The organism is Streptomyces hiroshimensis (genome assembly GCF_014650335.1).
In the GTDB taxonomy this organism is placed as follows: Bacteria; Actinomycetota; Actinomycetes; order Streptomycetales; family Streptomycetaceae; genus Streptomyces; species Streptomyces hiroshimensis.
Window position 1 is genome coordinate 50,532 of sequence record NZ_BMUT01000006.1, and the last position, 14,230, is coordinate 64,761.

The 14,230-nt window shown below is 72.8% G+C and carries 13 protein-coding genes; 7 read left to right on the plus strand and 6 right to left on the minus strand.

Annotation, left to right across the window (positions count from 1 at the left end):
* Nucleotides 1-144: 144 nt before the first annotated feature.
* The 3 genes from IE241_RS15235 to IE241_RS15245 all read right to left on the minus strand — a co-directional run bounded on the left by IE241_RS15235 (nucleotide 145) and on the right by IE241_RS15245 (nucleotide 3,920).
* Nucleotides 145-2,046: an endonuclease/exonuclease/phosphatase family protein gene (locus IE241_RS15235; protein ID WP_190022269.1), complete on the minus strand. Its 1,902-nt coding sequence runs from the start codon at nucleotides 2,044-2,046 to the stop codon at nucleotides 145-147.
* Nucleotides 2,047-2,272: 226 nt separating this feature from the next.
* Complete coding sequence (locus IE241_RS15240; RefSeq protein WP_190022270.1) at nucleotides 2,273-3,664, minus strand: hypothetical protein; 1,392 nt, start codon at nucleotides 3,662-3,664, stop codon at nucleotides 2,273-2,275.
* Nucleotides 3,665-3,674: 10 nt separating this feature from the next.
* Nucleotides 3,675-3,920, minus strand: coding sequence for a MoaD/ThiS family protein (locus IE241_RS15245; protein WP_058047069.1), 246 nt, complete (start codon nucleotides 3,918-3,920; stop codon nucleotides 3,675-3,677).
* 184 nt (nucleotides 3,921-4,104) lie between these two features.
* Between IE241_RS15245 and IE241_RS15250 the strand changes: the two genes are divergently transcribed.
* Nucleotides 4,105-5,841 (plus strand): ABC transporter ATP-binding protein, encoded by a 1,737-nt coding sequence (locus IE241_RS15250; RefSeq protein WP_190022271.1) that lies wholly within the window; start codon nucleotides 4,105-4,107, stop codon nucleotides 5,839-5,841.
* Nucleotides 5,842-6,023: 182 nt separating this feature from the next.
* Entirely contained in the window at nucleotides 6,024-7,925 is a 1,902-nt protein-coding gene (locus tag IE241_RS15255; RefSeq protein WP_190022569.1) for an ABC transporter ATP-binding protein, read from the plus strand.
* Between the two features lie 508 nt (nucleotides 7,926-8,433).
* Here the strand turns inward: IE241_RS15255 and IE241_RS15260 are convergent.
* A complete protein-coding gene (locus tag IE241_RS15260; RefSeq protein ID WP_190022272.1) occupies nucleotides 8,434-9,297 on the minus strand; it encodes an alpha/beta hydrolase family protein in 864 nt (287 codons plus the stop codon).
* 177 nt (nucleotides 9,298-9,474) lie between these two features.
* On the opposite strand from IE241_RS15260, the gene IE241_RS15265 reads away from it, so the two are divergent.
* The gene (locus IE241_RS15265; RefSeq protein ID WP_190022273.1) at nucleotides 9,475-10,302 is read left to right on the plus strand and encodes a response regulator transcription factor; all 828 of its coding nucleotides are present in this window, start codon (nucleotides 9,475-9,477) and stop codon (nucleotides 10,300-10,302) included.
* Nucleotides 10,303-10,326: 24 nt separating this feature from the next.
* Nucleotides 10,327-11,352 carry a LacI family DNA-binding transcriptional regulator gene (locus IE241_RS15270; protein ID WP_190022274.1) on the plus strand — a complete coding sequence of 342 codons (1,026 nt, stop codon included), beginning with the start codon at nucleotides 10,327-10,329 and terminating at the stop codon, nucleotides 11,350-11,352.
* 4 nt (nucleotides 11,353-11,356) lie between these two features.
* Here IE241_RS15270 and IE241_RS15275 read toward each other — a convergent pair whose 3' ends face one another.
* Both IE241_RS15275 and IE241_RS15280 read right to left on the minus strand, forming a co-directional pair.
* Nucleotides 11,357-11,593: a response regulator transcription factor gene (locus IE241_RS15275; protein ID WP_190022275.1), complete on the minus strand. Its 237-nt coding sequence runs from the start codon at nucleotides 11,591-11,593 to the stop codon at nucleotides 11,357-11,359.
* A gap of 70 nt (nucleotides 11,594-11,663) precedes the next feature.
* Nucleotides 11,664-11,882 carry a hypothetical protein gene (locus IE241_RS15280; protein ID WP_190022276.1) on the minus strand — a complete coding sequence of 73 codons (219 nt, stop codon included), beginning with the start codon at nucleotides 11,880-11,882 and terminating at the stop codon, nucleotides 11,664-11,666.
* Between the two features lie 147 nt (nucleotides 11,883-12,029).
* On the opposite strand from IE241_RS15280, the gene IE241_RS15285 reads away from it, so the two are divergent.
* The 3 genes from IE241_RS15285 (at nucleotide 12,030) to IE241_RS15295 (ending at nucleotide 14,120) form a co-directional block, all read left to right on the plus strand.
* Complete coding sequence (locus tag IE241_RS15285) at nucleotides 12,030-13,058, plus strand: helix-turn-helix transcriptional regulator (RefSeq protein ID WP_190022277.1); 1,029 nt, start codon at nucleotides 12,030-12,032, stop codon at nucleotides 13,056-13,058.
* 79 nt (nucleotides 13,059-13,137) lie between these two features.
* Nucleotides 13,138-13,665, plus strand: coding sequence for a hypothetical protein (locus tag IE241_RS15290; protein WP_190022278.1), 528 nt, complete (start codon nucleotides 13,138-13,140; stop codon nucleotides 13,663-13,665).
* A gap of 254 nt (nucleotides 13,666-13,919) precedes the next feature.
* On the plus strand, nucleotides 13,920-14,120 hold the full coding sequence (locus IE241_RS15295) for a hypothetical protein (protein ID WP_190022279.1): 201 nt from the start codon (nucleotides 13,920-13,922) through the stop codon (nucleotides 14,118-14,120).
* Nucleotides 14,121-14,230: the final 110 nt, after the last annotated feature.

A 14,230-nucleotide genomic window follows, 5' to 3' on the forward strand; every position in this document is an offset into this window, starting at 1 on the left:
CCTTCCGAGCGATCCCCGTGAGGCGCACGTGCCCCGGGTTCCTCAGGCCCCTCAGGCCCCTCAGGCCCCCGGGGGCCCGAGCCGGACGCCGTGCGCCGGCCCGGGCCCCCTTCGCCTCGCGGCCACGGAGTCACGGTTACGGACTCACGGCACGGTCGTCCAGCGCTGACGGGCGTCCTCGCTGCACGTCTCGATCGTCACGTAGCCCGTCTCCCGCGCCGGTGCCACCAGGCACGTGTGCGCGGCCTCGTTGCGGAAGCGGAGGCTGCCGTCGGCGTAGGTCTCCACCTGCCAGCGGTGGCCCGTGCCGTCGATCTTGCTGCCGCGGTCGGTGCAGCCGTGCAGCACGGAACGGTCGCCGGGACGGGGCCGCTCCTCGTTCAGGAGGTCGATGCACCTTCCGCTGCCGCTTCCCTTGAGCCGGACGAGGTTGTCGCCGCTGCCGGCGTAGCGGACGTCCCATCGCTGGCTGATGACCCCGATGTTGCGCCGACGGGTGGTCAGCGGCGTGCCGTCGCGGCCGGGCCCGCTGAAGTTGTCCAGGAAGAGGCCGTTGTACGCGCGCAGCTGGACCCGCTTTTCCTCGTCCTCCCACGCGCGCTCGTCCACTGCGCGGGAGTTGTCCCACCACTGCTGGGTGGCGCTGTCACCGCACGCGAGGGCCGAGACCTCCCCGTTCTTCCCGCCGGTCAGGCACAGCTCCGGGTGACGGGAGTTGCGCCAGCGCAGCGGGCCGCCGGGCGTGCCCGTCTCCTCGGGGCGCCACTGGGCCCCGGGCGCCTCGCACGGCAGCATGACGACGGACAGCGGGAGGAACGGGTTGATGCCGGGGCACAGTCCGCCGGCGGCGAGTGCGGCGCGGGCGCCGGACGCGCCTGTGGGGCTGTTGCCGCGGGCGAAGCTGTACCAGTGTCCCTGCACGGTGTTCATACGGAACCGCTGACGGAGGTTGTACCGCTGCCGGCCGGTGGTCACCCGGTTCCCGGCGGTGTCCGGAGCCTCCAGGACCTGCCCGGTCGCGGCGTTCTCCAGGGCGGTGGAGAAGTTGTGCACCTGCCCGTCGGGTGCGGCCGGTACGGGGGTGGGAGCCGGTTCGAACTGGACGGGGTAGTGGTCCGAGCCGCGTCCCGCGGGGATGCCCGCGTTGAAGCGGGGCGTGCCGTGCGTGATGGCGTAGTCGAGTTCGCCGCCCCGCTGGTGGGTGGAGCGGCCGGTCCGGGCCAGTTGCTCGTCGGGCCGCAGGTGGAGGGTCTGCTCCCGGGCCTGACGGTCGGTGCGGTTGCGGATGTCGAGGTTGAAGTCGCCGACCATGACCCAGTTCTCGCCGGCCCGGGTGGCGGCGCGGATCCGCCTGAGCAGGGGGGCGACGTCGCTGCCGCGCGCGTGGACGTTGTAGTAGACGGTGTTGCCGAACCGTACGCCGAGGGCGCGGCGGTAGCGGTATTCGCTGCGGGGCTCGTCCCGGTTGTACAGCGGGTTCTCGATGACGCGGACCTCGTCCGCGCGGGCGTGGGTGACCACTGCCAGGTTGACCCGGCCGCCTACCCAGCGGTCCCGCCCCGTGGTGCTGTCGCGCCGCGGATCGGTCTGGAGGAAGTACACGTGGCGGCGGTGGTGGCGGTACTCCCACTGGGTGTGGTTCACGGAGCCCGGCAGGCCCGCCGGGAACGGGCCGGGGATGGGGATCGACTCACCGGTGCCGCGGGACTGGTGCGGTTCGGCGGGGGGTCCGCTGCCGACCTCCTGGAGTGCGACGACCTCGTGATGCATCGTCAGCGGGCCGACCTCGCCGCCCCAGCGCAGCCCGTGGTCGGAGCCCTGCATGTTGTAGGTGGCGAACGGGCGGTTGCCGCCGGGCGCCGAACGCGCCGACCGGTCGGCCGCCTGCGCAGTGGAGCCGCCCGGTCCGGGGGCGGCGCCGACCAGCAGCCCGGCCGCCAGCAGGGCGGAGGTGAGGGCCGCCGTCAGCCGCGATCCGCGAGGGCCGCGCGATCCGCGGGGTCCGGGGCGGGTCTTGGCGTGCGGCGGTGGTAACGGTAAACGCATCGTGTCTCCTTACGGAGCGATCAGGTACGAATCGATCGGGTACGAACAACCGCAGGAACGATCCGTTCACCTTTTGACGGTTCGCGTCAAGAGCCCCTCATGAACCACACGCCCACCACGGGCGGGAGTTCCGGCCACCTGCTTCGTGCGTCCTGTTTCCTGCTTGCAGAAAGCACGAAGGCGGCCTGTTCGATGAACAGACCGCCTTCCCTGTGCAGGTGCCGGATCAGCCCAGGACGCGTCCGAGTACGTAGACCGCCGGAGCCGCGACGGCCAGCGGCAGGGCGACGCCCGCCGTCATGTGGACGAACCGCGACGGGTAGTCGTAGCTCGCCACGCGCAGGCCGATCAGGGCGCAGGCGCCCGCGGCGAGGCCCAGCAGGGCGGCGGAGGTGCCCAGGTCCGTCAGGCCGCCCGTGGCGAGACCTGCGCCCGCGGCCGCGAGCAGCGCCACGACGGGCGCGGCGAGCGACGGCAGCGGCAGCGCCCGGGCCAGGACGGCCGCGGCCACGGCCGCCGCACCGACCACGACGGCGTCCGAGGAGGCCGCCAGGTGCCCGGCCGCGAGGACCGTGACGGCCGACGAGGCGGCGGCCGCCGTCAGCCCGTACAGCCGCTCGTCCGGCGAGGCGTGGCTGCGCAGCTGCAGGACGATGACCAGCAGGATCCACACGCCGAGCGTGCCGATGACGACGGTCGGCGCCTGCAGCGAGTCCGTGGCCAGCATCCCGATGTCGGCGGCCACGCCGCCCAGGAACGCCAGCGCGATGCCCTGCCGGGCGGGCCACATGCCGTTCAGCCGGAACCAGCCCGCCGCCGTCACGGCCTGCAGCAGCACCAGCGGCACCGCCAGCGCGAACTGGCCGAGCGGCGCGGTGAGCGCCAGCAGCGCGGCGAGCGCCGTCGTGATCAGGGCGGGCTTGAGGCCCGGCGAGAGGATCTGCGCGCGGCCCTCGGCCTTCGCCTTCTCCGCGGCCGTCATCGGACGGTCGGCTGCCTCGCCCGGCACGGGCTCGCGCACCGGCTCCGGCACCCGGCCCGGCTCGTGCGGAACGGGCACGGCCCCGGAGGCCGGGCCGGAGACGACGCCCGCGGGGCGCTCCTCGGGAAGCGCGTGACGGCCGGCGGCGTACGGCTCGGCGGGCTGCTGGGGGAGCGGGCCGCCGGGCCACGACGCGTCGTAGGCGTGGTCCTCGGCGGGCGGCACCGGCTGCTGCCACGTGCCCGTGTCCCACGTCGGCGTCTGCCAGGTCTGCGTGACCGGCTCCTCCTGCTGCGCGGAGTAGCCCTGGCCGCCGTTGGTCGGCCACTGGTACTGCTGCGGTTGCTGCTGATGCTGCTGCTGATGCGGGTGCTGCGGGTGCTGCGGGTGCTGCGGCTGCTGTACCTGCTGGGCGTACGGGTCGTAGGAGTCGTACGTCTCGCCGTACGCCCCCTGCCCCTGCTGGTGCCGTGCCTGCTGCTGCGCCTGCTGCTGTGCGTGCTGCTGGTCGTACGAGCCGTAGGCCCCGCCCTGGTCGTAGGACTGTGCGTCATAGCGCCGGGTGCGGGCGTCGTACGGGTCGTGCGGGTCGTACGGGTCCTGCGGATCGTACGTATGGTGCGGCTGATTGCTCATGCTGCCGGGGTCACCCTCCTGCGAAGGGCGGGAGCACCTCGACGGTGCCGCCCTCGGCCAGTTGGACCGATGCGTGGTCGCGGGTGCCGACCGGGGCGCCGTCCACCAGGAACGAACAGCGCACCAGCACCCGGGCGAACTCGGGGGATCCCGCGTGCCGCCGGCGGGCCGCATCCAGCGCCTCCGCGAGCGTCCGCGCCGCGTACGGCTCCTCGGCCGTACCGGTGGCGGCCTTCGCCGCGGCCCAGTACCGCATGGTGCCCACCGGTCCCGGCTGCGCCGGCAGGGCCGGTTTCACCGGGTGTGCCGGTTCTGTCGTCGCCACGGCGACCCCTTTCCTTCTTCTGCCGCCTCCCATGATGACGGGTGCGGGGCGAGGGGCCGCCCGCCGCCGTAAATACGGAGGCCGCACGGCGAGGCGCTCGCTTACCCTGCCCAGTGTGCTGGTCCGACTATCACGGGCGTATCTGAAGCCCTACTCCTCCTCGATCGCGCTGATCGTGCTCCTGCAGCTCGTCCAGACGCTTGCCACGCTCTACCTACCCTCGCTCAACGCCGACATCGTCGACAACGGTGTCGTCAAGGGCGACACCGGCTACATCCTCGCCCTCGGCGGCGGGATGCTCGCGGTCACCCTCGTCCAGATCGTCTGCGCGATCGGCGCGGTCTACTACGGGGCCCGTACCGCCATGGCGGTCGGGCGCGACCTGCGCGCGGCCGTCTTCGACCGCGTGCAGTCCTTCTCCGCGCGCGAGATGGGGCACTTCGGTGCGCCCTCCCTGATCACCCGTACCACCAACGACGTCCAGCAGATCCAGCTGCTGGTCCTGATGGCGTTCACGCTGATGGTCTCCGCGCCCATCATGTGCGTGGGCGGCATCCTGATGGCACTCGAACAGGACGTGCCGCTGTCCGCCCTGCTGCTCGTGATCGTCCCCGTCCTCGGCGTGATCGTCTCGCTGATCATCTGGCGGATGCGACCGATTTTCCGCGGGGTGCAGGACAAGATCGACACCGTCAACCGGGTCCTGCGCGAGCAGATCACCGGCATCCGCGTCATCCGGGCCTTCGTGCGGGACAAGCACGAGCGGGAACGTTTCGACGGCGCGAACGCCGCGCTGATGGACGTCTCCCTCAAGGCCGGCCGGCTGATGTCGCTGATGTTCCCGTCCGTGATGCTGGTCGTGAACCTCTCCTCCATCGCCGTCCTGTGGTTCGGCGGCCACCGCATCGAGAGCGGCGAGATGGAGATCGGCGCGCTGACGGCGTTCCTCAGCTATCTCATGCAGATCCTGATGGCCGTCATGATGGCCACCTTCATGTTCATGATGGTGCCGCGCGCGGAGGTCTGCGCCGAGCGCGTCCAGGAGGTGCTGGCCACCGACTCCAGCGTGGTGCCCCCGGCGAGCCCGGTCACCGAGCTGCGCAGCGGCGGCGGCCACCTGGAGCTCGACGGCGTGGAGTTCCGCTACCCCGGCGCGGAGGAGCCCGTCCTGCGGGACGTCTCGCTCGCCGCCCGGCCCGGCGAGATCACGGCCGTCATCGGCTCGACGGGCAGCGGGAAGTCCACGCTGCTCGGCCTGATCCCGCGGCTGTTCGACGCGACCGCCGGCACGGTGCGGGTGGGCGGCGTCGACGTCCGCGAGCTCGACCCCGTCCGCTCCTCCGAGGCCATCGGCCTCGTGCCGCAGAAGCCGTACCTCTTCACCGGCACCGTGGCCTCCAACCTGCGCTACGGGCGCCCCGAGGCGAGTGACGAGGAGCTGTGGGAGGCGCTGGAGACGGCGCAGGCCCGCGACTTCGTCGCGAGCATGGAGGGCGGCCTGGAGGCGCCGATCGCCCAGGGCGGCACGAACGTCTCCGGCGGGCAGCGCCAGCGCCTCGCCATCGCCCGCGCCCTGGTCCGCAAGCCGGACATCTATCTCTTCGACGACTCCTTCTCGGCTCTCGACTACGCCACCGACGCCCGGCTGCGGGCCGCGCTGGCCCGCGAGACCGGGGACGCGACCGTCGTCATCGTCGCCCAGCGCGTGTCCACGATCCGCGACGCCGACCGCATCGTCGTCCTGGACGAGGGCCGCGTCGTCGGCACCGGCACCCACACCGAGCTGATGGCCGGCAACGAGACCTACCGGGAGATCGTGCTCTCCCAGCTCACCGAGGAGGAGGCGGCGTGACGACCCCGGAGAAACCGGCTTCCCCGGGCGGGGACAAGGCCGCGGAAGGCAAGAACGCAGAAGGCAAGAGCGCAGGGGCCGCGGCGGGCAAGGGCGCCGGGGCCGCGGAGGGAAAGGGCGCCGGGGGACCGGCCGCCCCCGCCCGCCGCGGACCCGCCCCCGCCACCGGCATCGCCCGCTTCATGGGCGGCCAGCCCACCGAGCGGTCCATGGACTTCGCAGGGTCGAGCAAGAGGCTGCTGGGCACCCTCAGGCCCGAGCGGGCCCTGATCACCGTCGCCCTCGTCCTGTGCGTGGCGAGCGTCGCGCTGTCCGTCCTCGGCCCGAAGATCCTCGGCCGGGCCACCGACCTGATCTTCGCGGGCGTCATCGGGAACAAGTTCCCCGATGGCATCAGCAAGGCCCAGGCCGTCGAGCAGATGCGCAAGCAGGGCGACGGCACCGTCGCCGACCTGCTGGGCTCGGTCGACTTCACGCCCGGCCAGGGCATCGACTTCGACGCCGTGGGCGAGGTGCTGGGCTGGGTCCTGCTGATCTACGTCGGCGCGTCCCTGTTCGGCCTCGTCCAGGCGCGGATAGCCACCACCGTCGTCCAGCGCGCCGTCTTCCGGCTGCGCCGGCAGGTCGAGGAGAAGCTCGGCCGGCTGCCGCTGAGCTACTTCGACCGGCAGGCGCGCGGCGAGGTGCTCTCCCGCGCCACCAACGACATCGACAACATCGCGCAGACCCTCCAGCAGACCATGAGCCAGATCGTCACCTCGCTGCTGACGATCGCCGGCGTGCTGGCCGTGATGTTCTGGATCTCCTGGCTGCTCGCCCTGGTGGCCCTGGTCACCGTCCCGGTGTCCGTGGTCGTCGCCACGAAGATCGGCAAGCGGGCGCAGCCGCAATTCGTCGCCCAGTGGAAGACCACCGGCAAGCTCAACGCCCACATCGAGGAGATATACACCGGGCACGCGCTGGTCAAGGTCTTCGGCCGCGAGAAGGAGTCCGCGGAGATCTTCCGCAAGGAGAACGAGGACCTCTTCCAGGCCGGCTTCAGGGCCCAGTTCATCTCGGGCGTCATCCAGCCCGCGATGATGTTCATCGGCAACCTGAACTACGTGCTGGTCGCCGTCGTCGGCGGGCTGCGGGTCGCCTCCGGCGCGCTGTCCATCGGTGACGTGCAGGCGTTCGTGCAGTACTCGCGCCAGTTCAGCCAGCCGCTCACCCAGGTGGCCTCCATGGCCAGCCTCGTGCAGTCCGGCGTCGCCTCCGCCGAGCGGGTCTTCGAGCTGCTCGACGCCGAGGAGCAGTCCGCGGACGCGGCGGACGCGCCCAAGCCGGGCCGCGTGCGCGGCGAGGTGGCCTTCGAGGAGGTCTCCTTCCGCTACGAGGCCGACAAGCCGCTCATCGACGGGCTGTCGCTGACCGTCCGGCCGGGCCAGACCGTCGCCATCGTCGGCCCGACCGGCGCCGGCAAGACCACGCTGGTCAACCTGCTGATGCGGTTCTACGAGGTGGGCGGCGGCCGCATCACCCTCGACGGGATCGACATCGCCGCCATGTCGCGCGAGGAGCTGCGCTCCCACATCGGCATGGTCCTGCAGGACACCTGGCTCTTCGGCGGCACGATCGCGGAGAACATCGCCTACGGGGCGCCCGAGGGCACCTCGATGGACAAGATCGTCGAGGCGGCGCGCGCCACGCACGTCGACCGCTTCGTGCGCACGCTGCCGGACGGCTACGACACCGTCATCGACGACGAGGGCTCCAACGTCAGCGTCGGCGAGAAGCAGCTGATCACCATCGCCCGGGCGTTCCTGGCCGAGCCGGAGATCCTCGTCCTGGACGAGGCGACGAGCTCCGTCGACACCCGTACGGAGGTGCTCATCCAGCAGGCGATGGGCCGGCTGCGCACGGGGCGCACGAGCTTCGTGATCGCGCACCGGCTCTCCACGATCCGCGACGCGGACGTCATCCTCGTGATGGAGTCCGGCCGCATCGTGGAGCAGGGCACGCACGACGGCCTGCTGGCGGCGGGCGGCGCGTACGCGCGCCTGTACGAGGCGCAATTCGCGGAGCCGGTCGCCGAGCAGGCGTAACGCCGTGTCGGCGCGGGCGCCTGTGCCCGCGCCGGCAGGCGCGTTTCCGCCGCGGCGGTGCGCAGCGAGCAGCCACTGGGTGGCGGTCCGGCGGTCCGGCGGTGCCGGTGGCTGCCGATTCCGCCGGACCCTCGCCGCGGTGGTGGCGCGCCGCGGCGGCGGTTCGGAGAGACCGGCCTCTCCACTGCGGTCCGCCGCAGGCCGTGTTCTTCCGCTGCGGCGGCGCAGCCACTGCGTGGCGGTCCGGCCGTCCGGCCGTCCGGCGGTGCCGGTGGCTGTCGATTCCGCCGGCCCCTCGCCGCGGTGGTGGCGCGCCTCGGCGGCGGTTCTGAGAAGCCGGGCTTCTCGGAGTCTTGCCGCCGCGGCGGCGCGCCACCACGAACCCGGCTGACCGGCGGTGCCGGACCGGCCGCATGCCGGCGGTTTCGAGGGGCGGAGCCCCTCGATCTCTTGTCGCCGCGGCGGCGCGCAACCACGACGCGGGAACCCGGCGGTGCCGGACTCGCCGTCAGGCGTGAGCGCTCACCCAGCACGCGATCCGTTCCAGCAGCTCGCCGCGCGCAGCGCTCTCCGCGTGGCCGAAGCCCCGTTCGATCCACAGTTCCGTGGACCGTGGATCGCCCGCGCCCGCCAGGGCGTAAGGGTGGTCGAGCGGGAAGTACGCGTCCCGGTCGCCGTGCACGATCAGCAGCGGCCGCGGCGCGATCATCGGGACCGCCTCCACCGGGGAGAGCGGGACCGGGTCCCAGCCCCCCGCCTGCACCCGCGTCCCCAGCCCGTAGCGCGCGATCAGCCGCCCCGCGGGCCGTGAGATCGCCCAGTGCAGCCTCCGCATGGGTGCGGTACCGCGGTAATACCAACGCGACGGCGCACTTACCGCCACGACCGTGTCGGCATGTGCGTCCGTGCGCCCCGCGTGCTCCCCGTACTCCGCACGCCGCTCGGAGCCGTAGAGCGCGGCGTGCCGCAGCACCACCGAGCCGCCCATCGAGAAGCCCACGGTCGCCACCCGCTCGTGCCCGAGCGAGCGCGCCCAGCGCACCGCGGCGGCGAGGTCGAGCACCTCGCGGTCGCCGACCGAGGAGTGGCCGCCCGAGCCGCCGTGCCCCCGGAAGGAGAACGTGATCACGGCCGCACGCTGGGCGAACGCCTGCGCGGCGCGGCGCAGCCCGGGCCGGTCGAGGGCGCCGGTGAAGCCGTGCGCGAGCACCACCGCGGGGGTTTCGGGCACAGGGGTTCGCGAGCCCGCACAGGGCTCGTACGCTGCTTCTACACGGACCCCGTCGGCTGTCAAGAGCGCGATCCGATGACCACTCGAAGTGATCGACGAAACACAAGCTCGTGCAAAATCGTCCGGACCTCGGAAAGTCATGTGGGCTATTCTGCTGGGCAGAGAGGATCCGGGCAGAGTAGCCCCCGGGTCCTTTTGTGCATTCATGTGCTGAACCGTACGAAGCAGTGCCGCACTCTCCCCCGGAGGAACCGACGTCATGGGCGAGCGAAGCGCGCGGGTCCACGAGGACCGTACGACCAGTGAGGGTGGCAGCCGATGAGTTCCCTGCTGCTCCTGACCAATGCCCTCCAGCCCTCCACGGAGGTGCTTCCGGCGCTCGGCCTGCTCCTGCACAGCGTGCGGGTGGCCCCCGCCGAGGGCCCGGCCCTCGTGGACACCCCCGGAGCCGACGTCATACTGATCGACGGCCGGCGTGACCTTCCGCACGTGCGCAGCCTGTGCCAGCTGCTGCGCTCCACGGGCCCGGGCTGCCCGCTGATCCTCGTCGTCACCGAGGGCGGCCTCGCGGCCGTCACCGCCGACTGGGGCGTGGACGACGTCCTGCTCGACACCGCGGGCCCGGCCGAGGTCGAGGCGCGGCTGCGGCTGGCGATGGGCCGCCAGCAGATCTCGGCGGACGACAGCCCGATGGAGATCCGCACCGGCGACCTCTCCGTGGACGAGGCCACGTACAGCGCCAAGCTCAAGGGGCGGGTGCTGGACCTCACCTTCAAGGAGTTCGAGCTGCTGAAGTACCTCGCCCAGCACCCGGGCCGGGTCTTCACGCGCGCCCAGCTGCTGCAGGAGGTCTGGGGCTACGACTACTTCGGCGGCACCCGCACGGTCGACGTGCACGTGCGGCGGCTGCGGGCGAAGCTCGGGCCCGAGCACGAGTCGCTGATCGGCACCGTGCGGAACGTCGGTTACCGATTCGTTGTGCCCGAGAAGCCTGAGAAGCCCGAGAAGTCCGAGAAGATCGACAACCCCGGGGAGGGCAGGGCCCAAGGGGGGTCTCAAGGGAAGTCCCAGGACTCCGCCGGGGCGCAGCGGGCGGAGGAGCCGCAGGTCGCGGAGACCGGGGCCGCTCGCCCGGCGAAGCGGTAGGTGGACCCGCGTAGACTTCCGCGCGTGGCCAAGGTGACGCGGGACGATGTGGCGAGACTGGCGGGGACGTCGACCGCGGTGGTCAGCTATGTCATCAACAACGGACCGAGGCCGGTCGCACCGGCCACGCGCGAGCGCGTGCTGGCCGCGATCAAGGAGCTGGGGTACCGGCCGGACCGCGTCGCCCAGGCCATGGCGTCCCGTCGTACGGACCTCATAGGCCTGATCATCCCGGACGCCCGCCAGCCCTTCTTCGCCGAGATGGCACACGCGGTCGAACAGGCCGCGGCCGAGCGCGGCAAGATGGTGCTCGTCGGGAACTCCGACTATCTCGACGAGCGCGAGGTGCACTACCTGCGCGCCTTCCTGGGCATGCGGGTCTCCGGGCTGATCCTCATCAGCCAGGGCCCCAGCGAGCACGCGGCCGCGGAGATCGACGCCTGGGACGCCCGGGTGGTCCTGATGCACCGCCGCCCCGACGCCATCGACGACGTGGCCGTCGTCACGGACGACATCGGCGGCGCCCAGCTCGCCACCCGCCACCTGCTGGAGCACGGCCACCCCTACGTGGCCTGTCTCGGCGGCACGGAGCGCACCCCCACCATCGGCGACCCCGTCACCGACCACGTCGAGGGGTGGCGCCGCGCGATGCGGGAGGCCGGCAAGTCCCTGGAGGGCCGGCTCTTCCCGGCCCCGTACAACCGCTACGACGCCTACAAGGTCGCCCTGGAGCTGCTCTCCGGGCCCGACCGCCCGCCGGCGCTGCTGTGCGCCACCGACGACCAGGCGATCGGCGTCCTGCGGGCGGCGCGCGAGCTGCGTATCGACGTGCCCGGCGAGCTGGCCGTGGCCGGCTTCGACGACGTCAAGGAAGCCGCTCTGACCGATCCGCCGCTGACCACGGTCGCCTCCGACCGCCAGGCCATGGCCCGGTCCGCGGTCGACCTCGTCCTGGACGACTCGCTGCGGGTGATGGGCACGCGCCGCGAGCGCCTCAAGCAGTTCCCGTCGGCGCTGGTGATCCGGCGCTCCTGCGGCTGCGGCGACTGACGGCTCAGGGCCGGATGCCCTGACCGGCCGACCGCCCGGCGAGCCCGTGCCGGACCGCGTAGACCGCGAGCTGGGTGCGGTTCACGGCGCCCGTCTTGGTGCGCAGGCGGCGCAGGTACGTGTCGACCGTGTGCGGGCTGAGGCGCAGCTGGCGGGCGATGGCGGAGATGGTGTCGCCGCTGCTGAGCAGGTGGAGCACCTGCTGCTCGCGGCCGGTGAGGGCGGGTGCTTCGGCGTTCATGCGGCTCTCCCAGCGGGGTGACGGGCGGGGCGTGGACGGGGGGACGGGGCGGGGCGAGGCGGGGCGCGGATCAGTGCTGGCCCGTCGAGCCGCCCCAGGACGTGTCGGTCGGGCCGCCGCAGTGCTGGGAGCAGCGCGGGGTCGTCGGCAGCTGGAGGACCGGGGGGCGCCCGCCTTCCTCGGCGGCCGCCGTCGCCCGCCCGTCCGCCGAGTAGGGGGCGGGGTCGAGCGCCGGGGCCGCGAAGGCGAGCAGCGAGGCGACGGCGGCGGTCAGCAGGATGCGCTTCACGGTGATCTCCCAGGTGCGCAAGGGCGATTGGCCCGTGCAGGTCAGTGCGGTTTCGGTGACAGAAAAGAGACTCTCCGGTCCGTATCCTGACCGCAACGGATCACATACCTCACCAAGTTGCATGGCAGCATAAAGCAGGGGGGCGAAATGGTGGAAAACGGTCATGCTTCCGCTGATGAGGCGGAACTGGCGCTGTACACCTGGGTGCTGGAGCACCAGCGCGTCGACGCCCCGGCGGCGGCCGCCGGCCTGGGCCTGAGCCCGGAGCAGACCGAGGCGGCGCTGGCCCGGCTGCGCGAGGCCGGACTGATACAGCGCGCCGCCTGCGACCCGGCGTGGGAGCGCGCCGTGGCACCGGAGGCCGCCGCGGGGCCCCGGATCGCCGCGCTGGAGGCCCGCATCCGCGAGCAGCAGCTCCAAGTCGCCCGGATCCGGGCGGATGCGGAGCGCTTCTCGTCCGCGTACCGGCACCGCGCGGGGAGCGCGGACGGCCTGGAGGTGATCCCCACCCTGCCGGAGGTCCGCACGCTGCTCACCCGGATGTCCGGCCAGTGCCGCGAAGAAGTGCTGGCCAGCCAGCCCGGCGGCGGCTCCCGCGTGCCGGAGGCGATGGAGGAGGCCCTGCTGCGGGACCGGGTCCTGCTCGAACGGGGCGTGCAGCTGCGCACTTTGTATCACCATACGGCGCGCTTCCACGGTCCCAGCCAGGCCTACGTGGCGGCCGCCTCGGCCCTGGGCGGCCAGTACCGCACCAGCCACGAACTCTTCGGCCGCATCATCGTCTTCGACCGGGAGACCGCGTTCCTGCCGACCGCCGACGGATCCTGGGGTGCGGTCGTCATCCGCGAGGCCCACACCGTCGCCTACCTGTGCCGGTTGTTCGACCAGACGTGGGAGGCCGCGACCCCGTTCTCCAACGCCGCCGACGACGGGCTCGCCAAGGTCTCCGGCGAACTCGACCGCACCATCCTGCGGCTGCTGGCCGCGGGGCTGAAGGACGAGGCCGTCGCCCGCAGGCTGGGCATGGCGCTGCGCACCACGCGCCGCCACATCGCCGACATCATGGACCAGCTGGACGCCGAGAGCCGCTTCCAGGCCGGGGCCGCCGCGGCCCGGCAGGGGCTGCTGGAGGAACCGGCCGCGCCGGCGGCCCCTCCGTGTGGCGCAAATCCGTGACTTTTCCGTCCCCCTGACGCCTCGGCAGTGTTCTCGGCGCCGCCGCGGCACCCGCGCCCGCGGCAGAGGGAGGAACACCATGACCAGCCTGCTGACCGGCGAACCGGACACCTGCCTCCTGCCGGATACCTGCCTCCTGCCGGATACCCGCCTCCTGCCGGACGCCTGCCTCCTGGCCGAGCTGGCCCTCTTCGTTCGGACCCACCGGGGCAGGGGCCCCGGGCTGCTGTGGCCGGAATACGCCGGCCCGGACGGCTGGAGCCGCCCGCCCGGCGACCTGGCCGGCGAACTGGCGCTGCTGCTCGGCTGCCCGGCGAAGGTGCTGCCCGCCCCGGCCCGCCCGCCCGGGGCGCCGGCCGCCGCGCCCTACGACCTCCTGGTCCTCCAGCAGGACGGGAGCAGCGGGTGGCAGATCCTGCCTCCGGCCCCGCTCACCGCGCCTCCGGCCCGGCCTGAAGCCGCCACGAAGGCGTGCGGCGCCGGGCCCGAGGTGCGGCTGCGCGCCGGGGAGGTCCTCTACGTGCCCGGGGGGTACGGGACGTGCCCGCGGCCGGGCCGGGGATCCCGGGACATCCGGCTCGCCCTGGGCCCGTACGCCGGTCTCTGAGCGCCCTGACCTGCCGTGCCTTGTCCTGGCGCTCTCTCAGCATGTCCCGGATCGGCGGTACCGGACGTCCGGTCCCCGACCTCCGGTACCGCCGGTCCGGCACCGTGAACACGTGACTGTCGCGGCGCACCGGCCCGCCCCCAGGATGGAGCACAGCGAGGCGGTGCAGCAGCCCCGGAGCGCACGTCACAACGCCTCGCAGCACCCCACCCCATCTCATCCGAACCGGCATCAGCCGCAGAAGGAGCATTCCCATGGACCGGAACACCGCAGCCCTGGCCGACGCCCAGCCGAAGCGCACCACGCTGACCCGTAAGGCCGCGCTCTCCGTCGCCGTCGCGGCCGTCGTCGGCGGTGCGATCTTCGCTCCCAACGCCATCGCCTCGTCCTCGGCCCCCGCCTCCGGCACCCAGGTCGAGGCCTCCTGCGGCGGCTGCCCGCTCGACGTCATCTGACGGACCCACCGCCGTACGGGGCTCTTCGGCCGGGCTCTTCGCCCGCGGGCCGGAGGGCCCCGGCGCGTCACGCACGAACGCGGCGCGTCACGCACGAACACGAGTAGGAA